Source organism: Candidatus Moranella endobia PCIT (genome assembly GCF_000219175.1).
Lineage (GTDB): Bacteria > Pseudomonadota > Gammaproteobacteria > Enterobacterales > Enterobacteriaceae > Moranella > Moranella endobia.
Genome location: NC_015735.1, coordinates 244,116 through 269,040, shown reverse-complemented (window position 1 = coordinate 269,040; position 24,925 = coordinate 244,116). Strand labels below are relative to the sequence as shown.

At 44.1% G+C, this 24,925-nt stretch carries 17 protein-coding genes, 3 tRNA genes and 2 pseudogenes; 7 read left to right on the top strand and 15 right to left on the bottom strand.

Features of this window, described 5'->3' with window-relative positions:
* Positions 1-63 precede the first annotated feature (63 nt).
* Positions 64-2,625, bottom strand: a complete 2,562-nt coding sequence (gene secA / locus MEPCIT_RS01135; RefSeq protein ID WP_013975622.1) for a preprotein translocase subunit SecA — start codon at positions 2,623-2,625, stop codon at positions 64-66.
* A gap of 245 nt (positions 2,626-2,870) precedes the next feature.
* Here secA and MEPCIT_RS01130 point away from each other — a divergent pair, with 245 nt between their 5' ends.
* Positions 2,871-3,341, top strand: a complete 471-nt coding sequence (locus tag MEPCIT_RS01130) for a DUF721 domain-containing protein (RefSeq protein ID WP_013975621.1) — start codon at positions 2,871-2,873, stop codon at positions 3,339-3,341.
* Between the two features lie 76 nt (positions 3,342-3,417).
* On the opposite strand, the gene lpxC is transcribed toward MEPCIT_RS01130, so the two are convergent.
* The 11 genes and pseudogenes from lpxC to rph all read right to left on the bottom strand — a co-directional run bounded on the left by lpxC (position 3,418) and on the right by rph (position 16,316).
* Positions 3,418-4,323 (bottom strand): UDP-3-O-acyl-N-acetylglucosamine deacetylase, encoded by a 906-nt coding sequence (lpxC, locus tag MEPCIT_RS01125; protein ID WP_013975620.1) that lies wholly within the window; start codon positions 4,321-4,323, stop codon positions 3,418-3,420.
* A gap of 12 nt (positions 4,324-4,335) precedes the next feature.
* Positions 4,336-5,505, bottom strand: coding sequence for a cell division protein FtsZ (gene ftsZ, locus MEPCIT_RS01120; protein WP_013975619.1), 1,170 nt, complete (start codon positions 5,503-5,505; stop codon positions 4,336-4,338).
* Between the two features lie 78 nt (positions 5,506-5,583).
* Positions 5,584-6,837: a cell division protein FtsA gene (gene ftsA / locus MEPCIT_RS01115; protein ID WP_013975618.1), complete on the bottom strand. Its 1,254-nt coding sequence runs from the start codon at positions 6,835-6,837 to the stop codon at positions 5,584-5,586.
* 543 nt (positions 6,838-7,380) lie between these two features.
* Complete coding sequence (locus MEPCIT_RS02550) at positions 7,381-7,530, bottom strand: hypothetical protein (RefSeq protein WP_158305767.1); 150 nt, start codon at positions 7,528-7,530, stop codon at positions 7,381-7,383.
* Between the two features lie 256 nt (positions 7,531-7,786).
* Positions 7,787-8,851 (bottom strand): undecaprenyldiphospho-muramoylpentapeptide beta-N-acetylglucosaminyltransferase, encoded by a 1,065-nt coding sequence (gene murG / locus MEPCIT_RS01110; protein WP_013975617.1) that lies wholly within the window; start codon positions 8,849-8,851, stop codon positions 7,787-7,789.
* Between the two features lie 5 nt (positions 8,852-8,856).
* The gene (gene ftsW / locus MEPCIT_RS01105; protein ID WP_420887218.1) at positions 8,857-10,014 is read right to left on the bottom strand and encodes a cell division protein FtsW; all 1,158 of its coding nucleotides are present in this window, start codon (positions 10,012-10,014) and stop codon (positions 8,857-8,859) included.
* A 403-nt stretch (positions 10,015-10,417) separates the two neighbouring features.
* A complete protein-coding gene (gene mraY / locus MEPCIT_RS01100) occupies positions 10,418-11,500 on the bottom strand; it encodes a phospho-N-acetylmuramoyl-pentapeptide-transferase (RefSeq protein WP_013975615.1) in 1,083 nt (360 codons plus the stop codon).
* A gap of 829 nt (positions 11,501-12,329) precedes the next feature.
* Positions 12,330-14,105 (bottom strand): peptidoglycan glycosyltransferase FtsI, encoded by a 1,776-nt coding sequence (gene ftsI / locus MEPCIT_RS01095; RefSeq protein WP_015580462.1) that lies wholly within the window; start codon positions 14,103-14,105, stop codon positions 12,330-12,332.
* 269 nt (positions 14,106-14,374) lie between these two features.
* Positions 14,375-14,644 carry a cell division protein FtsL gene (gene ftsL, locus MEPCIT_RS01090; RefSeq protein WP_013975613.1) on the bottom strand — a complete coding sequence of 90 codons (270 nt, stop codon included), beginning with the start codon at positions 14,642-14,644 and terminating at the stop codon, positions 14,375-14,377.
* A complete protein-coding gene (gene rsmH, locus MEPCIT_RS01085) occupies positions 14,641-15,594 on the bottom strand; it encodes a 16S rRNA (cytosine(1402)-N(4))-methyltransferase RsmH (protein WP_015580461.1) in 954 nt (317 codons plus the stop codon). The genes ftsL and rsmH overlap by 4 nt, the downstream gene beginning before the upstream one ends.
* 87 nt (positions 15,595-15,681) lie before the next feature.
* A pseudogene (gene rph, locus MEPCIT_RS02495) lies at positions 15,682-16,316 on the bottom strand (ribonuclease PH).
* 169 nt (positions 16,317-16,485) lie between these two features.
* Between rph and MEPCIT_RS01080 the strand changes: the two are divergent.
* Positions 16,486-17,353: pseudogene (locus MEPCIT_RS01080) on the top strand (YicC/YloC family endoribonuclease).
* Positions 17,354-17,537: 184 nt separating this feature from the next.
* On the opposite strand, the gene MEPCIT_RS01075 reads toward MEPCIT_RS01080, so the two are convergent.
* A tRNA-Leu gene (locus MEPCIT_RS01075) sits at positions 17,538-17,622 on the bottom strand.
* 344 nt (positions 17,623-17,966) lie between these two features.
* Between MEPCIT_RS01075 and cydA the strand changes: the two genes are divergently transcribed.
* From cydA to cydX, 3 genes are read left to right on the top strand one after another with little or no spacing between them, the layout of a single operon-like run.
* The gene (gene cydA, locus MEPCIT_RS01070; RefSeq protein WP_013975610.1) at positions 17,967-19,532 is read left to right on the top strand and encodes a cytochrome ubiquinol oxidase subunit I; all 1,566 of its coding nucleotides are present in this window, start codon (positions 17,967-17,969) and stop codon (positions 19,530-19,532) included.
* Between the two features lie 17 nt (positions 19,533-19,549).
* The gene (gene cydB, locus MEPCIT_RS01065; protein ID WP_015580458.1) at positions 19,550-20,689 is read left to right on the top strand and encodes a cytochrome d ubiquinol oxidase subunit II; all 1,140 of its coding nucleotides are present in this window, start codon (positions 19,550-19,552) and stop codon (positions 20,687-20,689) included.
* Positions 20,690-20,705: 16 nt separating this feature from the next.
* Complete coding sequence (cydX, locus tag MEPCIT_RS02400; protein WP_013975608.1) at positions 20,706-20,807, top strand: cytochrome bd-I oxidase subunit CydX; 102 nt, start codon at positions 20,706-20,708, stop codon at positions 20,805-20,807.
* 210 nt (positions 20,808-21,017) lie between these two features.
* Here cydX and glyS read toward each other — a convergent pair whose 3' ends face one another.
* Both glyS and glyQ read right to left on the bottom strand, forming a co-directional pair.
* Entirely contained in the window at positions 21,018-23,087 is a 2,070-nt protein-coding gene (gene glyS / locus MEPCIT_RS01060) for a glycine--tRNA ligase subunit beta (protein ID WP_013975607.1), read from the bottom strand.
* Positions 23,088-23,112: 25 nt separating this feature from the next.
* Positions 23,113-24,018, bottom strand: a complete 906-nt coding sequence (gene glyQ, locus MEPCIT_RS01055) for a glycine--tRNA ligase subunit alpha (RefSeq protein WP_013975606.1) — start codon at positions 24,016-24,018, stop codon at positions 23,113-23,115.
* Positions 24,019-24,706: 688 nt separating this feature from the next.
* Here glyQ and MEPCIT_RS01050 point away from each other — a divergent pair.
* Positions 24,707-24,780 (top strand) — tRNA-Cys (locus MEPCIT_RS01050).
* Between the two features lie 33 nt (positions 24,781-24,813).
* Positions 24,814-24,896, top strand: a tRNA-Leu gene (locus tag MEPCIT_RS01045).
* Positions 24,897-24,925: the final 29 nt, after the last annotated feature.

Below are 24,925 nucleotides of genomic sequence, written 5' to 3'. Positions count from 1 at the left end.
CAAAATATGCGGCTGGCTGTCCTCCTACAACTAGAGTTAGTTCTTCTACCTTTGCATTTTTGCTTAGCTGCGGCTGTATAGCCTTTCATCCTCTTTTGCACAGTTGCTGAGTGCAACTGCATCTTCCGGCCGGCGCACCTGTACCTTGCTTAGGGTGCTGATCACTTCATATTTCAGCAATTCCAGCATATTGGCGAACATTGTAAAAGCTTCGCGCTTGTATTCTTGTTTCGGATCTATTTGCGCATAGCCGCGTAGATGGATGCCCTGACGCAAGTATTCCATTGCTGCTAGATGTTCTTTCCACAGTGAATCTAGTGTTTGCAACATAACGCTCTTCTCGAAATTACGCATGATGTTGCTACCAACGATCTCTTCCTTCAGTTGATACTGCACCATAAGATGCTCAAGCACGTACTCGCCCAGTGTACCTGTATGCTGGTACAGCTCATTTTCCAAATATTTGGCAATAGGTATATTTAAATCAAAATCATCCTGCAAGCACTTCTCTAAGCTAAGCATATCCCACTTTTCTTCCAGGTCATTCGGGATGTAGTGATCTAACGTTTTTTTCAGCACATCTGCGCGGATGATTTTGATGGTCTCGCTAATATCAACGACGTCAAGAAGTTCGCGGCGCTGGGTGTAGATTGCCTGGCGCTGATCGTTAGCAACGTCATCATATTCTAATAGTTGCTTACGTATATCAAAGTTACGATGTTCTACCTTACGCTGGGCATTAGCAATTGCCTTATTGACCCAAGGATGTTCTATTGCTTCGCCAGGTTTAATACCAAGTGTTCGCATAATACTCGAGAATCGAGCTGACGCGAAAATACGCATCAGAGTATCTTCCATCGACAGATAAAAACGGGATGAACCAGTATCTCCCTGGCGGCCAGAACGACCGCGCAACTGATTATCTATTCGACGTGCTTCATGACGTTCGGTACCGATGATATGCAGGCCGCCAGCTGCCACAACTGCCTTATGGCGGTGCTGCCAAGCTTTCTTAATAGCGTCTATTTTATGCTGTTCTGGTGTTTCTAGGGCTGCTATTTCCGCCTGCCAACTGCCGCCAAGCAAGATATCGGTACCGCGTCCAGCCATATTGGTGGCAATGGTTACCGCACCAGGTTGGCCAGCCTGGGCGATAATATCTGCCTCCATAGCGTGGAATTTGGCGTTTAGTATTTGATGTGGAATACCGGCTTTCTTCAGATCACCGGAAACTAACTCCGATTTTTCAATAGACATGGTACCTACTAGAACTGGCTGACCACGCTTGGTACAGGATTGTATGTCCGCTATAATAGCGTTGATTTTTTCATTTTCAGTTAGGTATACCAGATCTGCCAAATCCTTACGGATCATAGGACGGTTGGTGGGTACAACGATAGTATCTAGTTTATAGATGGAGCGAAACTCAAAAGCTTCGGTATCTGCAGTTCCGGTCATACCAGCTAGTTTCTCATAAAGGCGGAAGTAGTTCTGAAAAGTAATGGACGCCAGCGTCTGGTTTTCATTCTGGATCGTCACGTTTTCTTTAGCCTCTATAGCTTGGTGCAGCCCATCCGACCATCGGCGACTTGACATGGTACGTCCGGTATGTTCATCGACAACGATGATGGTCCCATCTTTAACGATGTAATCTACATCGCGGGCGAATAGCATGTGAGCTCTCAGGGCGGCATTAACATGATGCATTAGAATGATATTAGCTGGTGAGTAGAGCGTTTCCCCCTCCTTCATGAGACCAGCTGTCACTAGCAACTCCTCAATCAACACTAACCCTCTTTCGGTCAGGGTAACCTGGCGTAATTTCTCATCTACCGAGAAGTGACCTTCTCCCTGAAAACTATCGGAATCTTCTTTGTCTTGGCGAATCAAATTTGGGATAAGTTGATCAACTTGTCGATACAGATCTGAGCTATCTTCCGCCTGGCCTGATATAATTAAGGGGGTGCGGGCTTCATCAATTAGTATGGAATCTACTTCATCTACCAGCGCGTAATTTAATTGACGTTGCACTCGATCTTCCTGAGTAAAAGCCATATTATCGCGCAGATAATCAAAACCGTATTCGTTGTTGGTACCATAGGTGATATCGGCGGCATAAGCGGCACGTTTGGCAGATAACTGCAAACAAGGTAGGTTGATTCCGACACTCAGTCCCAAGAAATCAAACAATGGACGGTTGTTCGCTGCATCGCGTTGTGCCAGGTAATCGTTAACTGTAACCACATGCACACCTTTACCGCTTAGGGCGTTAAGGTAAACCGGCAACGTTGAAGTCAAGGTTTTACCTTCACCAGTACGCATTTCTGCGATGCAACACTTGTGAAGCACTATACCGCCTATCAATTGCACATCAAAATGACGCATACCAAAAACGCGTTTGCTGGCCTCTCGCACTACTGCGAATGCTTCCGGCAGAAGACTATCGTCAGTTTCCCCTTTGATTATACGCTCACGGAATTCGACGGTTTTAGCCGAAAGCTGTTCGTTGCGTAATGTTGCCATCACAGGTTCCATTTGGTTGATAACGTTCACTATCTTGTTCATACAACGTATGATACGATCGTTACGGCTACCAAATATTTTGGTAAGTAATTTTGCTAGCATAGTTCTTGTTATTCACATCTAATCATAGCAGCGACAGTAATTAATATCGAGACGGCCGCGAGCGATTATATATTACCTGCCGTTCCGCCTCCGCCAGAATGATACCACTACGCTCAGGTTAGCGATACTACAGCAGATGGTATTAGCCATCTAGCAAGCACTAATAGGTGGCAAATAATAAATTTAGCCAACGTGGCGTTAACTAAGTTAATTACCAATAATATATTCTGTTGGAGTGTTGTGTTATGCGATCTAGTCGTCCGTTTCCTATCTACCGCCTGTTTCTCGAGACAACAGAAACTAGCCGTGTATCATCCCTATTGCAAATTCAGCAGCGGGCTATTATGTTGCTGAAGCTTAACCGTACGGTCAACGCTCTACTGCCGGTACCACTGCGTCCCTGGTGTCGCGTTGCCAATATACGCCAGGGTGTAATGGTGTTAGAAACTGCCAGTGCCAGTTGGCAGATACGATTACGATATGAACAATATCAATTATTATCCGTGTTAAGAGCGCAAATTCTACCATCATTGTCGTCTATCGACATCAGAATTAACCCTGGATTAGCAATAACACCAGAATTGAACGCGCAAAAACTTGTTGAAAAACCACGTTATTTGAGCGCAAATAGTGCCATTTCTATTCGCCATGTGGCTGCACGTAGCGAAGGTAAATTAAAAAATACGCTGGAACTACTCGCGAAACTAGCCGGATAGAGATAGTACCGATAGTACTACAGTTAAAGTTATAGGAACGAGAAAACTAACGGCTAACGCTGCCCATAAACATAAATCAGTAAGTCAAGTTGAACTTCATCGGCAATGCCTCCTCGTTCTCGAAGGTCACTAGTTCACTGTTATCTTTACTCGCAAAAACTGCCTGTAACAGCTTGTTATTCATAGCATGGCCAGACTTGAAGGCGGTAAATGCGCCAATGATATTATGGCCACACATAAACAGGTCACCGATGGCATCGAGCATTTTATGACGCACAAATTCATCGTCAAAGCGCAGACCATCATCATTTAGCACCCGGTATTCATCGACCACAATCGCGCAATCGAAGCTACCACCTAGTGCTAGGCCAATAGATTGCAGGTACTCGATATCGCGCATAAAACCGAAAGTGCGCGCGCGGCTTATCTGAAGAATGAAAGAATAGGTGGAGAAATTTAGAAAATAATTTTGCGAGCTGGCATTAATCACAGGATGTTGGAAATCGATGGTAAAATCTAGTGTAAAGCCATTATACGGCGTCAGCTGAGCCCATTTTTCCCCATTATCGACACGCACCGGCTTTTTTATCCGCCAAAACTTTTTGGCGCAATTTAGCTCCTCAATGCCAACATCTAGTAGTAAACAAACGAAGGGGCTAGCGCTGCCGTCCATGATTGGAATTTCCGGCGCATCTACTTCAACAATGATATTGTCGATTCCTAACCCGGCTAGCGCTGCGTTCAAGTGCTCAACGGTTGAAATACACACATTATGCTCGTTCACCAAACAGGTGCACAGCGTAGTTTCGCGCACCAATCGTGCGTCTGCAAGAAAATCTACTGGTGGGTTTAAATCGATTCGACGATAGATAACACCAGTATTTGCAGATGCAGGAAGTAGTGTCAGGATGACTTTTTTACCAGTGTGTAACCCCACACCGGTGGCTTGCACAATACGTTTTAATGTGCGCTGTTTAATCACTACTGAAACGAGCTAATCTGCCGGTTTACGAAGAAAAGCGGGAATATCCAAATAGTCAGGTTCTTTCGTCCCATGGGAGTGTTGTTCATTGACCGCATTAGATAATGTTTGTTTTTTTTGAGCGATAGAAGACGTACCTATCGGATGAACGTAGTAGTTTTTATCTAAGATAGAATTTCTACTTTGCTTATTGGTTAATTTGGTTAATAACGTCATGTCCGAGTTGTTATCCATGCCGATTCCGGTCACGACGACGGTAACGCGAAGTTCGTTGTTCATATCCGTATCTAGCGATGTACCTATTACCACTGTGGCGTTATCAGAAGCGAAAGCGCGAATAGTGTTACCAACGGTCTCAAATTCTTCCAGCCGTAGATCGAAGCCGGCAGTAATATTCACCAAGACTCCTCTAGCGCCTGATAGATCAATATCTTCCAGCAGTGGGCTAGAAATTGCCATGTCAGCAGCTTCTTCGGCGCGATCTTCTCCGCAAGCCCCGCCTGAACCCATTATGGCGTAGCCCATTTCCGACATGACGGTACGAACGTCAGCAAAGTCGACGTTCATCAAGCCAGGACGAGTGATAAGCCCAGCAATACCCTGTACTGCTCCTTTTAGTACGTCATTGGCAGCGCCGAATGCGTCCAGCAGCGAAATACCGCGACCCAGGACTTTCAGCAGCTTATCATTAGGAATAGTGATAAGCGAGTCAACATGCTTAGAGAGGGCATCAATTCCTTGCTCTGCTAACACCATACGTTTTTTACCTTCAAAGTGAAACGGCTTAGTTATTACTGCCACAGTAAGAATACCCAGATCCTTTGCAACTTCAGCAACCACCGGCGCTGCTCCCGTACCGGTCCCCCCACCCATACCAGCGGCGATAAACACCATGTCAGCGCCTTCAATGGCATCACTAAGTTTTTCACGGTCTTCTTCTGCTGAGTGGCGGCCAACTTCGGGATTCGCGCCTGCCCCTAATCCTTTAGTAATACCACTGCCAATCTGAATGGTCTGGCTAACAGTTGTCTGACGCAATGCTTGTGCATCGGTATTTACTGCGAAGAAGCAAACACCTTCGATATGCTGGCGTACCATATGCTCGACAGCGTTGCTGCCGCCACCTCCGATGCCAATTACTTTAATAACAGCATCGTTAGTTAATTCCAAATGTTCAAACATAATTTTCTCCATGTTGGACCGGGCGCTTCGTAAGCGTTTCAGATCAGCTTGTTTTAGTATTGTATTATTTGACCATCATTAAAATTCTTTGCGTAGCCATTCACTGAAACGTTTAAACCATTTGCTAACCGACGTTCTTTTTCCTATCTCCAATTTACCATTTAATGAATCTTGACCGTAATGCATTAACCCAATGGCAGTCGAATAATAGGGCTCCTGCGCATAATTCGGTATACCGCTAATATTTAGCGGCTGGCCAATACGCACCTGATGATTGAATACTTGCTGTGCGCAGTCTACCAGGCCGTCGATTTGCGCCGCACCTCCGGTAAGCACAATGCCAGCTGCTAGATGGTGCTTGACTCCCTGTGCACGCAACTGCCTCTGCAGTTGCAAAATTTCCTCATTCACTAGATTCAACAGCTCGGTATAACGCGGCTCAATTACCTCAGCCAGAGTATGGCGCTGGAGGCTACGTGGCGGTCGTCCGCCGATACTCGGTACTTCAACGCTTTCGTTATTATTGATAACTGATCCCAACGCGCAGCCGTAATTAACCTTAATTGCTTCAGCGTCGATTGGCAACGTGCCAAAGGCATAAGCAATGTCGTTAGTAACCAAGTTACCGGCGTAGGGAATTACGCGCGTGTGGCGGAGCGCGCCGGCTGTATATACAGTTATGTCCATAGTGCCACCGCCTATATCCACGAAGCATACACCCAATTCACGTTCATCTTCTGTCAATACCGCATAGCTTGATGCTAAACCGGCAAAGATTAATTGGTCAACTGTTAGCCCACAACTTTCCACTGCTTTAATAATGTTATTGGCCATATCCTGATGACAGGTAATCAGGTGAACTTTGGCTTGCATTCGTACTCCTGACAAACCAACGGGGTTTTTTATTCCTTCTTGGTAATCAATCTCGTAATCCTGTGGAATTACATGCAATATACGGTGCTCGTCGCGTACTCGTACGGATTTAGCAGTATGCACCACATTTTCTACATCTTCTTGCGTTACTTCTGCTGCGGAAATAGGTACTATACCTATTTCATTTTGGCAGCTAATCTGTTTGCCAGATAGAGCAAGATACACTGATGAAATATGGCAGTTTGCCATCAGTTCTGCTTGATCGATAGCTTGTTGCACGCATTTTCCCACTGCTTCCAAATCTTTAACGCCACCTTTGTCCATGCCGCGAGATGGGCAACTACCGACACCGATAATATTCATCAGACCATCAGCAAGTACTTCACCTACTAGCACGGCTACTTTAACTGTGCCAATCTCCAATCCTACTACTAATTTTTTATCCATCATCTTGATCATTTATTGTTATGCCTATACCAACTTCTGTTGCTAATGAATTTGTCGGCTCGATATCAACCGTCACCCAACCACTGGCTAAGCCAGATTAATAGCGCACGCAGCTGATATAGTTTTATCGTTCTTAGTCTGCTGGAGACGACAAACTGGATAAACTTCTAGAACGTGCAAAGCTATGTGACGCTGGAACGTTGAACAAATGGCCACTTCCGTCAAACAACAGATGTATAACTTACCTCATCGTTCCAGCGTACTGCAGCAACCGACTATCCGCTAGTTTACGAGTAATTTTCGGTGCAAGCGCCCCTGCTTCACACTAAATCCTTGTCTGTTAAGACCTATATGCTTATTGCTGCACTTGCATAGTATTCCCCTTACCACGTCAACGTATAGTTATGCTTATGCACAGCGCAAGTAACTGTCGGCACCAGGAATCGCTGCTTCGCCGACAGAAGAAACTTCCAGCATGATCAACAGATTCACACCACCCACATGACAGAACGTTAGCGAAGTATCAGACTGTCCTGCCAGTTGGCGCGTGCTGCTTTAATTTTTTGCTTTCACTTTGGTGGGATGGTGGCCGAAAACTGCTACCAATATTACTTCGCCGGTTTTACCATTGACGTTGATCAAATAATAGCAGCCAAAATCTGGGTTATCGAGGTAATAGTGTGCTATACACCACCACACTCGCATTGTGGAGATTCTACGGACGATGGTTAAAATAAATTTGTACGACAAGATTAGTCAATAGCTGTGTCATCGCGTTCGGTGCTGGATTTGCTCAAATAATTTGATATCACTAGTTTACTAGTAATTCTGCGATCCCTCGCATACCAGCACCACCAATTCTAATGTTTAGAACAACAGTTCGCAATTTAGCTAGTGGTGTTATATTAACAGTACGTTGTTTGATCACTTCATTCATAAATTACGATGGTCATGTTTAGGTTTAGTGGTGCGCAGCAGCTACCACTTCGCGCGCAACCCGCTCCGTTGCGTCAATAATAGCCGCAGTCCTGGCGCGCTGCGCCATGGTCAGCAACATAGTACGATCCAAGCCTGCTAGAACGTTGCTAACTAGCTCGGCTGTAAAAGCTGGCTGCTCGATAATTGTCGCCGCGCCGGCCTTATCCAACAGCCTAGCATTCCAATACTGCTGACGATCTTTATGAGTAAAAGGGATCAATAACGCTGGTAAACCGGCAACAGCAATTTCGCTCACCGTCAGTGCACCAGCTCGACAAACCACAATATCCGCCCAGGCATAGGCTGTTGCTATGTCTTCAATAAATTCCACCACTTTATGTTGCTGTCCGGTAGCAGCGTAGACCCGATTTACTTCAGTTAGCGCTCCTTTGCCAACTTGATGCCAAATGGTTAAGGTACCAGCTAAGCGGGCAGCGACAGCTGGCATAGTTTTATTCAGTAACTGAGCGCCTTGACTACCTCCTATCACCAAGACCCTAATAGGACCAGTGCGTTCGCGAAAGCGTAATTCTGGCTCCGGTAGCGCTATTACTGTATGTCGCACCGGGTTGCCCACTACATCAGCATGAGGGAATGCGCCGGGAACAGCTTGTAGTACTTTTCTCGCTATCTTTGCTAGGGCGCGGTTAGTTAAACCGGCAATGCCATTCTGTTCATGCAGTACCACCGGGATGCCATAGCTCCAGGCAGCCAAACCGCCTGGTCCGGAAACATAGCCACCCATTCCTAACACCACATTTGGCCTCCAGGCGTACATAATTCGCCGCGCTTGAAGCCAGGCACGCAAGATGTGTGCCGGTGCCATAATTTGTGCTGTTATACTCTTACCACGTAGGCCGCCAATGCGGATGAAGTCGATGTCAATGCCGTACTTCGGTACCAAACTGGCTTCGATGCGATCGGCCGTACCGAGCCATCTAACCTGCCAACCCTGTGCCATCAGGTGATTAGCGACCGAAAGTCCTGGGAACACATGCCCGCCAGTGCCCCCGGCCATCACTATTAACCGCATGTTATTTTTCTTCATCGTAGTCACCTTACAAACGCTTGTAATTTTGCCAGGCGTGTTTCAAAATCTATTCTAATCAGAAGTACAATTGCCGTTAACATAATGAGCATGCTAGAGCCACCGTAACTGATAAATGGCAGTGTCAAACCTTTAGTGGGAAGCATTCCAGCGGCGGCGCCTACATTGACCATAGTCTGGAAACTAAACCAAATTCCGATAGAACATGCTAGAAAACCCGAAAATATTTGGTTGATTGCTAGTGCTTTACGGCCGATGGACATAGCACGAAACGCCACTAAAAATACCATCAGCAGCGCCAATAACACGCCGAAATAACCTAACTCTTCACCTAAAATGGAGCAAATAAAGTCGGTATGGGCTTCAGTTAGATATTCAAATTTTTGTATCGAATTGCCAAGACCTTGCCCCCACAACTCGCCACGACCAAACGCTATTAGTGAGTTAGTAAGTTGGTAACCTCTGCCAAAAGGATCATCCCATGGGTTTAAGAATGATGTTACGCGTCGTCTACGGTACGGTTTTGCTATAATAAGTAACATAACTGCTAAAATACCGGTACCAATAATCGGTAAAAATTGCCATATTTTAGCTTCAGCTAGGAATAGCATCGCCAGGGTAGTGATAAATAGCACCAATACTGTTCCAAGATCTGGCTGCGCTAGCAGTAATATAGCCAGCAGCACCATCACTCCTATTGGTTTGCAAAAACCCCAGAAATTAGTGCGTACTTCCTCTGCTTTGCGTACGAGATAACTGGCTAAATAACAAAATAAAGCTAGCTTGGACAATTCTGCTGGTTGGATACGCCACGGCCCGAGTGCTAGCCAGCGAACGGCGCCGTTGACTGACTGGCCGGCAATGAGCACTAACAGCAGCATAATCAAGGTAATAAGTAAGATTAATGAGCTGCCGCGCTGCCAACTAGCCATCGGTATTCCAAGAGTGACCAGTGACAGTACAACAGCCAGACCAAGGTAAAACGCATAGCGCCTAGCGAAATAAAACGGATCTTCCGATAGTCGCACACCAATGGGCATAGATGTAGAGATAACCATTACCAAACCTATACCAACTAGTCCCATAGTTAGCAATAGCAGCGTACGATCATATAGTAAATAGGTCTGTGCCTCCGTTTTGTGCATTCTTAATACCCACTCCACTGCTCCAGATAGATAATTAATACCAGCCCGATAATGCGCTTATTAAGCCGATACTGCATAAGCAATGTAATAAAAATCTAAACTAGCACTTTAACATTGCGAAAATGGTGCATATGTACACTGCTCTAGTTTATCAGTGAGCTTTGATGCTTCTAGACATATTGCAGTATGCGCATCAATCTAATACAAACCATAAATACCACCATGTGGTGTGGTTGCTTTGTAGCAACTAAGAGCAGCTAAGATCTCATGCGTAGTGATATTGATATTAGCTGATACTTAATACCGTTATTGTCATACAATACCGCTTCCGTTCTAACAATGTTGTTTGCTTGGGCGTTTTTTAGCCAGTTGTCGCCGCAATGTTCATACACTAACTCACTTAAATTATAGTACAGCATGATTACCATACTTTTAGCGTTGCCAATCCAAGAAGGACTAATATCAGCGACATAATCCATAAGCGCACGATAACGCGCGGCTCTGGCCATCCTTTCAATTCATAATGGTGATGAATAGGAGCCATAAGTAACATGCGCTGACCGAGTAATTTAATCGATACTACCTGTAAAATGACCGATAATGCTTCTAAAACAAACACACCACCCATAATCAACAACAAAAATTCCTTATGTAGCAATACAGCAATGGTGCCTAGTGCTCCACCTAGTGCCAGCGATCCGACGTCGCCCATAAATACTTGTGCGGGATATGCGTTGAACCACAAAAAACCTAGACTGGCACCGATAATAGCCGCACAGACTACAACCAACTCTCCGGCTAAGCTAACGTAAGCAATGTTCAGGTAGCCAGCTACATTTATGTTACCGGTTGCTAACGCTGCTATAGCTAAACCTGCGGCAACAAATACAGTAGGCATAATAGCAAGCCCGTCCAGACCGTCGGTTAAATTTACGGCATTGCTAGTGCCGACAATAACGAAGTAAGTTAAAAGCATATACCTCAGCCTGAGCTGGGGTAAAACCTGTTTTAAATATGGCACCATTGGCTGGGTAACCGTTGTTTCTGTTCCAGCCGCTAATATGGTGAACGCCACCGCCAGTGCTATAACCGACTGCCAGAAATACTTCCAGCGTGCACTAAGTCCCTTAGTGTCTTTGCGCACCACTTTACGATAGTCGTCGATAAATCCCACTATGCCGTAACTCACCAGAACAAATAGCACGCACCATACATAGGGGTTAGCCTGATATGCCCAGATTATCACCGCAAGAGTGATCGACGTTAGAATCATCAATCCGCCCATGGTTGGCGTACCGCGTTTGCGAAAATGAGATTTAGGTCCTTCATTTCGCACTACCTGCCCAATTTGTAGTTTTTGTAGCCTGATAATCAGGTGTTGTCCGATCCACAGTGATAGGAACAACGAAGTCAGTAAGCTGCTGCTTGTACGGAACGTAAGGTTAGAAAAAACGTTACACCATGAATAAAATTGAACCAAATATTCGTTCAGCCATACTAACATGGTGCTTTCTCCTGTAACTCGCGCACCACTTGTCGATTGCGGTACTACGTTAACTCTCTAGCCACTTCTTTCTCACCAGGTTAGTTAGACTACAGATCATCTGAAAACCTGACAGTAGGGAGTAGGGTAGAATCACAGCGGTTATCTCCTGGCCTTAAGACTGGATCTTGGCTATTTTACCGGAGAATGGGGACGGTTAGTTAGATAAACTACAAGCGCCATATTTTACTGGCGAGTGGTATGGCTTAGCCTGGCCTGCTACTACTGTAGCATCTTTAGCAAAACTAGCCACCTTTAGCACGATCAGATCCATTAAACTATTTTAATAGGATCTACTACTACTTACTGTATGTGTGAAATACTTCAAGACTTAAGGCACTATCTGTCGCTTATTTAAGAGCCTGTACAAAGCCAGTGATTATTTCGTGCAAGCGGTAATGAATGATAGATAGTAGTTAGTCATTGACCAATAACAATACACTACGATCAACTGTGGTCAGTGATCTTCTTTATAAGAATAAGTACTGAACTTATTTTGGTATGCAGATGGTATTATTGTATTGACTAGGGTGGATATGATCCAGATGGTGCGGGTGGTTTTGTCTTGTTACAAGTACAAAACGAGTCGATTAAAGGATGCGTAATAAAATACCAGTCAGCGCCGATAGCTGCTTTTGAATGGTTCCTCTTATTATCGAATGTCATTCATTATGCTTGTGCCCTGACAGCGGCAATGCCTGAGTAGTATTATAGCTAGCTCTAGCTTAACCATCTTAACCATGGTGGGCATCAAGCTGATTACGAATTATTCAAGTTCATACATAAATGCCTATAATACCTTCTTTTTTGTATTAGTCTTTACGACTATGGCGAATTTTTTACTAGGTTTCCGCAGCGCATCTGGTTCTATGTGCTTTGTCCGCAGAATGCTGCCCATAATTGTGCTAAATACTGGCGCGGAAACTGCTCCTCCGTAGTATTTGCCGCCCTGCGGATCATTTATAACGACCACTAGTGCAAACCGCGGATTACTAACTGGCGCTACCCCAGCGGTATAGGCCACATATTTATTGATATAATGGCCATTTAGCCCCAATTTTTTAGTGGTACCAGTTTTAATAGCGATACGATAACCATTGATTGTAGCTTTATTACCACATCCACCTGGTAGCGCCACACTTTCCATCATGTGTACTACCGTACGTACTAGCGACGCCGGAAACACACGCTCTCCTATCACTGGTGGATTTATCCTGGTGATAGACAGCGGGCGTAAAACACCCATGCTGCCAATAATAGTATATACGCGTGCTAATTGTAACGGTGTAGCCATTAGACCGTAACCGTAAGAAAAAGTCGCTCTGTCCATGTCAGAACAACGTTGGTTATGGGAACATAAGCCGCCATTGCGTTCCCCAATCAGCCCCAACTGGGTCGCTTTACCCAATCCAAAGCGAGAGTAAGTTTCTGCTAGCGACGAAGATGGCATTGCTAACGCAAGCCTAGATACACCAACGTTACTAGATTTCTGCAAAATTCCTGTCATGGACAATTCAGCATAGCGCGCTACATCCTTAATTTGGTGACTACTAATCATGTAAGGTAATGTATTAAGTAGGCTGTTTTCCCCCACTAATCTACGCTGCAGTGCTGTCATGACCACCATTGGCTTTACTGTTGAACCTGGCTCAAAACTATCGGTAATAGCACGATTACGCATTATATCCATGTTGGTGCCAACTAAATTGTTGGGGTTGTAAGAAGGACTGATGGCCATTGCTAGCACTTCGCCAGTATTGACATCCACCAAAACTGATGTGCCAGATTCGGCACGATTGCATGCAACGGCTTGATTAAGCTCACGATACACCAATGCCTGCAGCTGTTCGTCAATACTTAGCGACAGATTATGCGTGGTCTGGCGGGCGACCGAAGATATATTCTCTATGATCTTGCCAAAACGATCTTTGCGCACCATTCGCTCGTTGGGTTGGCCGGTTAGCCACTTGTCGAAACTTTTTTCAATACCTTCAATACCCTGACTATCAATATTGGTCACGCCAAGAAGATGCGCTGTTGAATGACCAGCGGGATAATAGCGACGTGACTCCTGTCGAAGATAAATACCTGGCAGGTTAAGTTTATGGATATAATCGCTAATATTAGGATTAACTTGGCGCGCTAAATAGACAAAGCGCCTTGTAGAATTAGTATGCATGCGCGATAACAGTTGATCATAAGAGAGAGAAAGCACATCGTAAAACGCTTTCCAGCGTAAGTTTGTGCTCATACTGCTATAGTATTTTGTCAACTGTTGCGGATCTGCCCAGATAGCGTGAACTGGCACGCTTACTGCCAGAGGACGTCCGACTCGGTCGCTTATCATACCACGCATGGTAGGAATTTGCTGCACACGCCGCGAGCGCATATCTCCTTCACGTACCAGTTGATCGTGATTAATGATATGTAGATAGGCTAACCTGATTGTCATACCGATCAACGCTAGTAGGATGCAACTATACAGAACAGTAAAACGCCAACCGCCAAGTCTGGTATTATTAGCCGCCTGGCGTTTCAGAGTGGTCATGCATGCTGCGGCTTTCATGTATCGCTATTTATTATCAGTTTGCGGACTAATTGTGCTTATTTTGCCAATAATTTATGATTAGATTCAAGCGCTAAAGATCGCAGTATAGGTTGCTTTCAAATGCTATTTTTATAACTAAACTGTAAGTAATAGCAATTTTTTTTCAGCCTACTTGTCATAAATCAGTATTTGCGACTGCGACTAAGGTCGATCAAAGCGGATAAAGTACGATCACTTAAGGTGGAAGCACAATATTTTTCTTGCGACTAATCTAAATATGGTCTTGGTCACTGCTCAGTGGCGACAAACTCAAAGCGACTTTGATCGCTAATAACATTATCTTCTAGGATCAGGTTACGCCACTCGATATCTAATATATTCTGTTCTAGAAGCAGTTGCTCACGTTCAACTGTTAGCCGCCTGGTTTGGTAGGTGGTTATAACTACCAAGCTCGATGAGGCGAGAACCGCAATCAGTAATAGCGCGGGCAGTTTGCCATTATTTAATATATCTTTACCTATGCTTCCAACTAAGTGATAATGTTTTCTATCGATCATGTTTTAGACAATTTCTCTGCTAATCTTAGCACCGAACTACGCGCACGTGGGTTATCTGTAATTTCTTGCGCCGAAGGATGTATTTTCCCTAAAATTTTCAATTGGCGCCAATGCTGGTATTGCGCGGATATTTGCGCTTCTGTTAGTGGTATACCCACCGGCACCTGCGGTATGTAGCTGTGCTGATAGATAAACTGTTTCACCAACCGATCCTCTATAGAATGGAAGCTTATAACTGCTAATCTGCCGTATGGGGCCAGCCCCTGCAACGCGCAGTTGAGAGCCCGTTCGATCTCTTCTAGCTCGCAATTGATATAGATCCGAATCGCCTGGAAACTGCGCGTTGCAGGGTGCTTACGATTATCATGAAACGGAATGGCCTTGGTAATTAAGGCTGCTAGTTCTAGAGTCCGTGTTATAGGAGGTCGTTGGCGATTTCTTGCGACGATTGCCTGTGCTATGCGTTTGGCGAAACGCTCCTCGCCAAAGGTCTTTAGAACCCAGCTTATCTCGTCCACTGACGCTTGTGCTAGCCACTGCGCGGCTGACTGCCCGCTTGTGTTATCCATACGCATATCCAGTGGTCCGTCGCGCATAAATGAAAAACCACGTGCTGGATCGTCGATTTGCGGCGAAGAGACGCCTAGATCTAGCAAAATACCGTCAATTTGACCAACAAGATCTCTTTCTGCTATGTAATCCAGCATTGCGGAAAAAGGCTTATGGACAATAGTAAAACGTGTATCATCGATGGTCTGTGCCGCTTCAATTGCCGCCGGATCACAATCTATAGCAAATAGTCGTCCTTGTGCATTAAGCTTTGATAAAATTAACCGCGAATGCCCGCCACGCCCAAAGGTTCCGTCAAAATAGATGCCATCAGGTCGTAGGTTTAAACCATGTACCGCTTCATTTAGCAAAACAGTGGTATGTAAATAATTATCTGACATAGTTAATAATGCCGTTTTGCAGCTAATCATTAATTAATTGGGGGGTAACCATTAATTAAACTTACACTCGTGGACTATATATAGTAATTATATTATAATCGCGGCCTGCGCTGCTTTTTGTGCTTTTATCCGACTATAAATACCACAGCGGTCAGCAAAACAATAAATTCTTGTGTACTAACAGGCTTACATTCGGCAGTCACTTGCACTTCGATCAAGCGACCATCTTCAAACATTACTACATTAATAGTAGTTTCTGCTACTCAATCGTCTATATATTCCAAATCGCACACTGCTTCCCCAGCAACTATACCTAACGAAATTGCTGCGCCGCATCCTCTCATCGGATTAATATTCAACTGATTTTTTCTTTATGCTGGTTAAGGTATCAGCCAGCGCTAAGCAAGTCCAGGTAATTGAGCAATTATTGCTGTCTATACGTCCATTTTTGTGTAAATCTACAGCAGCAAGCACGTAGCGAGCGTGCGATAAGATGCTTTATTTCCATAGTTTGGCAACCTTGCTTGCCTTTCGCTGCTTCTCGGGTATTGCGAGTATGGGTTGCACATGGTAACATACCATATTAAGCAGTAATCCAGCCCTTGCCGCCTTTTTTAAAGGCGGCACACCCTTATCCACCGACGCAGTACATAGTACGCGCATTTTACCACATGCTATTAATACCGATTTTCGGTATGTTGAATAAAATTGCTAGTAATTATTACCGGTCGTACTTGCGATAGGTTATTTCTGCTGAGGGCCTAAGAATAGGTCCTGTTTGTCAATGATTGGTTAGCTATGCCGCATTATACGCGGACTACAAGATTTATCTGATCTTGTCTTGAGTAGCGGGATGATAATCACAGGAATGTTAAATAAATTGGTCAGCCTATGATTAGAAGTATGACTGCTTTTGCCCGGCGTGAAATTACAGGCATATGGGGCAATGCCGCCTGGGAACTACGTTCCATTAATCATCGCTATTTGGAAACCTACATACGTCTGCCAGAACAATTGATTTTTCTGGAGCAAGCTATTCGTGAACGTATACGCTTGTGTCTTACTCGAGGCAAAGTGGAATGTAATCTGTACTTTTACGTTAATCCTAATGTACAAAGTACCTTAATCATCAATAAAACACTTGCAAAACAAGTGATTGCAGCCGCTAAGTGGGTTAAAATACAAAGCCAAGAAGAAGGTACAATCGAACCACTAGAAATTTTACGATGGCCGGGCGTCATGTCCACGACCGAGCAGGAGTTAGACACGATCAGCGCCGAATTACTATTGGAGTTGGACGCGACTTGCAAAGACCTTATCAGCGCCCGTGAAACTGAAGGCAAGGCTCTTAAGAAACTAATAGAAAAACGATTAGCTGGTGTCAGTGCAGAATCAGCCAAGGTGCGCCAACAGATGCCGACAGTACTAGTCTGGCAACGCGAAAAGCTGCTGAACAAACTTCAGGAAGCCCAAGTTAAGTTGGATAGTAACCGTATAGAGCAGGAATTGGTGATTTTAGCGCAACGGATAGACATCGCCGAGGAACTGGATCGCATCGATACCCATGTTAAAGAAACCTACCATATTTTGAACAAACCAGAAGCGGTAGGTCGCAGACTTGATTTTATAATGCAGGAATTGCACCGCGAGTCGAACACGCTAGCTGCAAAATCGGTCAATACCAGCGTAACTGCATCAGCCGATTGAACTTAAAGTACTTACTGAACAAATGCGCGAACAAATTCAAAACGTAGAATGAACCGTGCCACAAACCATTAACATGCAAAAAATCTCATGTTTGTTGTTTAAGCTTTTTTTATGTATTCGTAATATATATAGTAGGCGCGCTTAGTTAGGTAGCACTAAACAACAAGTGACCCACGTAAACGACTCAGCAATAGTTGAGCGTAATTTCTGAAAAGATCGAAGTAGATCTGCAGATATGGTGCCGAAGGCCGGACTCGAACCGGCATACCAGCAGGTGGTTGATTTTGAATCAACTGCGTCTACCAATTTCGCCACTTCGGCACTGAAATTGTATTATAATATAATTACTATATATAGTCCACGAGTGTAAGTTTAATTAATGGTTACCCCCCAATTAATTAATGATTAGCTGCAAAACGGCATTATTAAACATGCTAGAATGTGTTATGGAACAAGTTTTGTGTATATCAGATATAATAATTATATCCAATACATTACCTCAAACAGTTATGATTGCTTCCAGAAACTAACAACTTATTATTATTTAAAGTTAATAATAAATAAAGCCTGTGTTTTATTTATTCATCGTGCCTTTCTTTATATTCTCTTGGATCTTGTTTGAAGCGGCACAGGTTGATCCTGCTTGAAAGTAGCAAGGAATTATCATGTTTGATGTCGTAGAACTATCACGATTACAGTTTGCTTTAACGGCGATGTACCATTTTCTATTTGTACCGCTTACGCTTGGTCTGGCGTTTTTGCTCGCTATTATGGAAATGGTGTATATACTATCAGGTAAAAATATATATAAAGATATGACCAAGTTTTGGGGCAAGTTGTTCGCGATCAACTTCGCACTCGGTGTAGCTACTGGTCTTACTATGGAGTTTCAGTTCGGTACTAATTGGTCATATTTTTCCTACTATGTTGGCGATATTTTCGGCGCCCCGCTTGCTATCGAAGGTTTGATGGCTTTTTTCCTTGAATCAACTTTTATCGGGTTATTCCTGTTCGGTTGGGACCGACTTAGCAAAGTGCAACATATGATCGTAACCTGGTTGGTGGCGCTTGGTTCTAATCTTTCTGCCCTGTGGATACTAGTTGCCAATAGCTGGATGCAAAATCCCATCGCGGCGGATTTTAACTATGAAACCATGCGCATGGAAATGGTCAACTTCACTGATTTGTTTCTGAATCCAGTAGCGCAGGTTAAATTCGTGCATACTGTAGCAGCTGGATATTGCACCGGAGCAATGTTCGTCCTTGGTATCAGTTCTTACTATTTGCTGAAAGGACGCGATCTTGCTTTTGCTAAACGATCTTTCGCCATCGCCGCCTCCTTTGGTATGGCAGCAGTGTTGTCAGTCATAGTGTTGGGGGATGAATCCGGTTATAAAATGGGCGATGTGCAAAAAACCAAGTTAGCTGCTATTGAGGCGGAATGGAACACCGAACCGGCACCTGCATCATTTACGTTGTTCTGTTTACCGAACCAAAAAGAACAGACTAACCAGTTCGCAGTGCGCATCCCTTACGCTTTGGGTATTATCGCCACACGATCTACGAATCGTAAGATCATAGGCCTGAAAGATCTGATGGTACAACATGAGTTGCGTATCCGCAATGGGATTAATGCCTACAATTTACTACAGCAGCTGCGTGAAGGCAGCACTGATACTACTGTGCGCGAAGCATTTAACCATGCTAAACAGGATCTAGGCTATGGGTTGCTGCTTAAACAATATACTGATAATATTAACCAAGCTAGCGAACAGCATATTCTACAAGCAACCATTGATTCCATCCCCCGCGTAGTGCCGTTGTATATTGCCTTTCGGATCATGGTTGGTTGTGGCTTACTGATGCTGCTAATGCTAGGCGTCTGTTGCTGGACTATATTGTTTAATTGTATTGGTCAGTACCGTTGGCTACACCGTGCTATGATCTATGGAATGCCGTTGCCATGGATTGCTATCGAATCTGGTTGGTTTATCGCCGAGTACGGTCGCCAGCCTTGGGCTATCGGTGAAATTCTACCCACTGCAATTGCCAACTCCACTCTAACAACAGGCGATATACTGTTCTCGATGGTGTTGATTTGCGGGCTGTACACATTTTTTTTGGCTGTTGAAATGTATCTGATGTTCAAATTCGCGCGTTTAGGGCCTAGCAGTTTAAAAACCGGTAACTACCATTTTGAACAATCGTCAGTATCCTCTATTTCACTGTAAGACAGTAGCGAATGACTATGTTTAATTATGCAGTATTGCGTTTTGTTTGGTGGGTACTCATTGGTTTGTTGCTAATTGGCTTTGCAGTCACCGACGGATTTGATATGGGCGTTGGCATGTTAATGCGTCTGTTTGGCGGCAACGATCTTGAACGGAGGATTATGATCAATACTATTGCACCGCACTGGGACAGTAACCAGGTGTGGCTGATCACGGCTGGCGGTGCAATGTTTGCTGCTTGGCCCATGGTTTATGCTGCAGCATTCTCTGGCTTTTACATCGCCATGATTTTGTTACTAGTATCGCTTCTTTTCCGTCCGGTTGGTTTCGATTACCGATCTAAAATTGATAATGAGTGCTGGCGTAATCTTTGGGATTGGGGCATCTTCCTTGGTAGTTTTATTCCCCCGTTGGTGATTGGGGTAGCTTTTGGTAACCTACTGCAGGGCGTACCATTTTACTTAGATGAGTATATGCGTTTGTATTACAGTGGTAATTTTTTTCAGTTAATTAACCCATTTAGCCTACTGGCGGGTATTGTCAGTCTTATGATGTTCCTGACTCAGGGTGGTACATATCTTCAAATGCGCACTAGCGGTGATTTGCAGTTGAAGATGCGCGTTATTACCCAAATTACCGCTTTGGTTACCTTACTGACGTTCCTGATAGCTGGTATTTGGGTTGTTAACAGCATAGAAGGTTTTACCGTGACCTCTGTGATCGATCGAGTCGCACAGTCAAACCCGTTAAATAAAGAAGTAGTGCATCAAGCCGGAGCTTGGATGGCTAATTACCAATATTATCATACTTTATGGATTGTGCCGATGCTGGGCGTGTTACTGCCACTGCTAACTATCTTATTTAGCCGAATTGGATGTAGTGCCTGGGCTTTTATTTGTTCCTCATTAACCGTTACTTGCATCATATTGACCACAGGAATAACTTTATTCCCATTCATAATGCCATCAAGTACGATGGCTAAGGCTAGCCTTACCTTATGGGACGCTACATCTAGCTATGAAACGTTGAAAGTTATGACAGTAGTAGTAAGCATATTCTTGCCTATTGTGCTGTTATATGTCATTTGGTGCTATTACAAAATGTTCGGTCGCATTACCAAAGAGCATATTGAACAAAATACGCATTCGCTTTATTGAGTAAAGGAGCTAGAAAATGTGGTATTTTACCTGGATTTTAGGCACGCTGTTGGCCTGCGCATTAGGCATCATTACTGCGCTGGCTATTGAGCATCTAGAAAATACTAGCAGTGGGTAGCGTTAACTAGATAGAATTGGTTATGGCGTCTACTGAACAAAACAATAAGCTATCGAAATCAAAACAATAGTTACTTACTTTTCCGTTCGCAGAATATGTAACTGGCATAGTATTCCTGTGAGCTAATAATATTATTAAGAGATAAAACCAACAATGTCATGTAATAATGGCATGTAGAATAAATAAATATTACAGCACTTCTACTTTGATCTATTGCAGTAGCGAAATATCGGCAACCTGTAAGAATAGTTCACGTAACTGTGCAAGTAATGTCAGGCGGTTTATTCTGATCTGCTTATCCTCTGACATAACCACCACATTATCAAAAAATTCAACTATAGGCTGATGCAGCGCCGCCATCGCTACGAGCGCATCCTGATATAAACCATCCTCGAACATTGGCTGTAGTTTTTCACGCAATATCCCCAACTTGGTTGCTAGCGTAATCTCTGCTTGAGCATAAAGTAACGATACTTGCATATCTGTGTTGATGGGATGATCAACAGCTTTCGCCAAAATATTAGATACTCGCTTGTTAACTGTAGCTAGTGCAGCTGCTTCCTCTAATTGTCTAAAATAGCTAACCGCGCGTACCCTTGCGTCAAAATCCATGGGTCTGGTTGGGCGACGTGCTAGCACCGCTTGAATAGTGTCAATTCTATGTCCCTGATCTTGATACCAAGCTTGGCAACGGCCGAGCATGAAATCAATAACGTCATTTACCACCTGATTATTGTTCAGTTTGTCAAGGTATAGGTGTACCGCTTCTTCCGTTAACATCTTTAAGTCAAGTGGTAGCTGTTTTCCTACTATAATACGCAACACACCAAGTGCGGCACGGCGCATAGCGAATGGATCTTTATCCCCTTTAGGATGCTGGCCGATACCGATAATACCGACTAGCGTGTCCATCTTGTCGGCAATGGCTACCGCGCATGACACTAGCGTGGTGGGTAGCGCATCTTTAGAAGATCGCGGTTGGTATTGTTCTTTTTGCGCCAGTGCGACTGTTTCTGGTTCTTGATCATAGCGTGCGTAATACATGCCCATCACACCCTGTATGTCAGTAAATTCCAGCACCATTTTTGTCATTAGGTCGCATTTTGACAACCGACCAGCGCGCGCTGCCTGTTGCACATTTGCGCCAATACGGGCTGCTACCCAAGTTGCTAAGGATTCAATTCGATCGCTCTTATCTCGCATAGTGCCAAGCTGTTTTTGGAATAACACTGTATCTAAGCTAGAAAGACGCTCTTCCAACCGTTTTTTTCGGTCGGTATTGAAAAAAAACTCCGCGTCAGTAAAACGTGAGCGCAAAACTTTTTCATTGCCATTAATAATCTTTTGCGGATCTGTCGACTCTATATTTGCAACTAAGATAAACTTTGGCATTAGTTTGCCAGCATAGTCATACACTGGAAAGTATTTTTGGTCAACTGTCATGGTATAAACTAGTGCCTCTGTTGGTACAGCCAGAAATTTTTCTTCAAAGCTAGCAGTAAGCACTACAGGCCATTCTACCAGCGAAGTGATCTCTTCTAGCAGGTCATCACTTAAATCAGCCACACCACCTAACCTTTTGGCTGCTACTGCTACATTCCGGCGTATTATGTCTTTACGCTGCCAATAATCAGCTATTACCCGGCCACGCGTCAGCAGAACTTGCGGATAATGTTCAGCATGCTCTAGATGAATTTCCCATTCTCCTATAAAACGGTTGCCATGAAGAATGCGGGCAGCGTTAACACCAAGCACTTTACCGTGAATCACACTTTCGTCAAGTAACATTGTCACTGTGTGTACTGGGCGAATGAATTGGTTATTATTTTCGCCCCAGCGCATAATTTTAGGTATCGGTATTTTACTAAGCGCGCTGATCACCATAGTTAAAAAGTTAGGCCAAGGCTGAATCAACCGGTCACGGTAAACCAGCCATTCTCCTTTCTCGGTTGTTAGCTGTTCCGCCTGATCGAGCGTAATGCCGCAACTATTTGCCCAACTCTTGGCAGCTTTAGTAGGATTACCAGCGGCGTCGAACGCTTGGAAAATGGCAGGACCGCGTTTCTCAACGTATCGATTAGCCGCCTGGTGGCAGTCTATCCCGGAAACCTTGACAGCTAGTCGCCTGGGCGCGGCAAACCAACTAACTTCGCCGTGGTTAACGCTGGCTGAATTAAATTCAATGTTTATTTGAGTAGCGAATGCTTCAGCCAAAACACGCAAAGCCTTCGGCGGTAGTTCTTCCGTGCCGATTTCTACTAAAAAAGTTTTTTGAATCATCTCGTTTTTTTTACTTGCTCCTGATTTATTTTTTGCACATGGGGAAACCAAGTACTTCTCGTGAACTGTAGTAGGCTTCAGCAACGGCTTTAGTTAAAGTACGGATGCGCATAATATAACATTGGCGCTCCGTGACAGAAATCGCCTGGCGTGCTTCCAGCAAATTAAAACTGTGCGCCGCTTTAAGTATGCGCTCATAGGCTGCAAGAGGCAGTGGTTTTTCTAATGCAAGCATGGTTTGCGCTTCTTTTTCGTATTGTTCAAAACATGTGAACAGAAAACCAACGTCTGCGTATTCAAAATTGTAGGTGGATTGTTCTACTTCATTTTGATGGAAGAAGTCACCATAGGTAGTAATGCCTAGTGGGCCATTGCTCCATACCAGGTCATACACGCTGTCGACTTCTTGCAGATACATAGCAAGACGCTCAAGACCATAGGTAATTTCTCCCGTTACTGGCCGGCAGTCTAGCCCGCCAACTTGCTGAAAATAGGTAAACTGCGTCATTTCCATACCGTTCAACCATACTTCCCAGCCAAGACCCCAGGCTCCCAATGTTGGGTTATCCCAGTTGTCTTCTACAAAACGTATATCGTTAATGGTGGTATCTAGGCCAACTTCTTGCAGTGAGCCAAGATATAATTCCTGAATATTCTCCGGTGAAGGTTTGATGATTACCTGATACTGGTAATAATGTTGCAATCTGTTGGGATTTTCCCCATAGCGGCCATCGGTAGGACGGCGAGAAGGTTGCACATAAGAGGCAGCAATTGGTTCAGGGCCAAGTGCTCGCAAACAGGTTAGAGGATGTGAAGTCCCCGCTCCAACCTCCATATCGATTGGCTGTACGATGGTGCAGCCTTGAAGAGACCAATAATTTTGGAGTGTAAAAATAAGACCCTGAAATGTTTTGGGATCAAAAGATTGCATGTTAATCCGCACGGTTTGAAAGTGAATGTAATTCCAAATACGAATAAAGTATTAGTATACCTTTATTTTATGGCTATCATTCAGCAACTGGGCGCACACGATCAATATTTGCTGCCATATGCGAGCAGACTTAACCAGTTGTATTATGAATTTGTAAAATCACTGGTTTGTATCCTGTTGTGTTTATCGTTCTTACTTGAAAATTAGCGTATGGTGGGTATCTGCTACAAAGCGATTAGTTGACCGATTAAACCGTATTAATCGCATAATAACAAAATATTTATTATATGATGAACAAGCGAGATGTGCAACTAACGATTCCACCGATAGCACGCGGTTTACGCAAAACTTTACTTATTCTGATATCCTAGATTGACATGTTTTTTTTCCAATCTAGGAAAATTATTGGGATGTTAATTCACTATTTCACTTTGTAGGTTTGAGGAAGGGTGAGCTTATTCATAGCTTATTTCTGGTTAAGCATTTGCCAGCGAGACCGGAAAACACCACTTAGTCCAATATCCCATGGCAAAAGGTATAAGCGGAATAGTGTTCGGTATCAGATATATATTTAATGTCAGCATATGGATTAGTTGTGAGGCAACTATTCCACTTACTAAACTAAAAAAAATCTTGCCATGGCTGCTCAGGCAAGACATAATTACACACTTTTTTAAAAAGTGATACCGGCGCGTTGGCAGAGTGGCCATGCAGCGGATTGCAAATCCGTCCACCTCGGTTCAACTCCGGGACGCGCCTCCAATGTTTTATATACCCTATACCAGAGTAGTCTATACCCGGGTGGTGGAATTGGTAGACACAGGGGATTTAAAATCCCTTAGCCTTGGGCTGTACGAGTTCAAATCTCGTCTCGGGTATCAAAACAGCTTGATTTATATTTATTTGT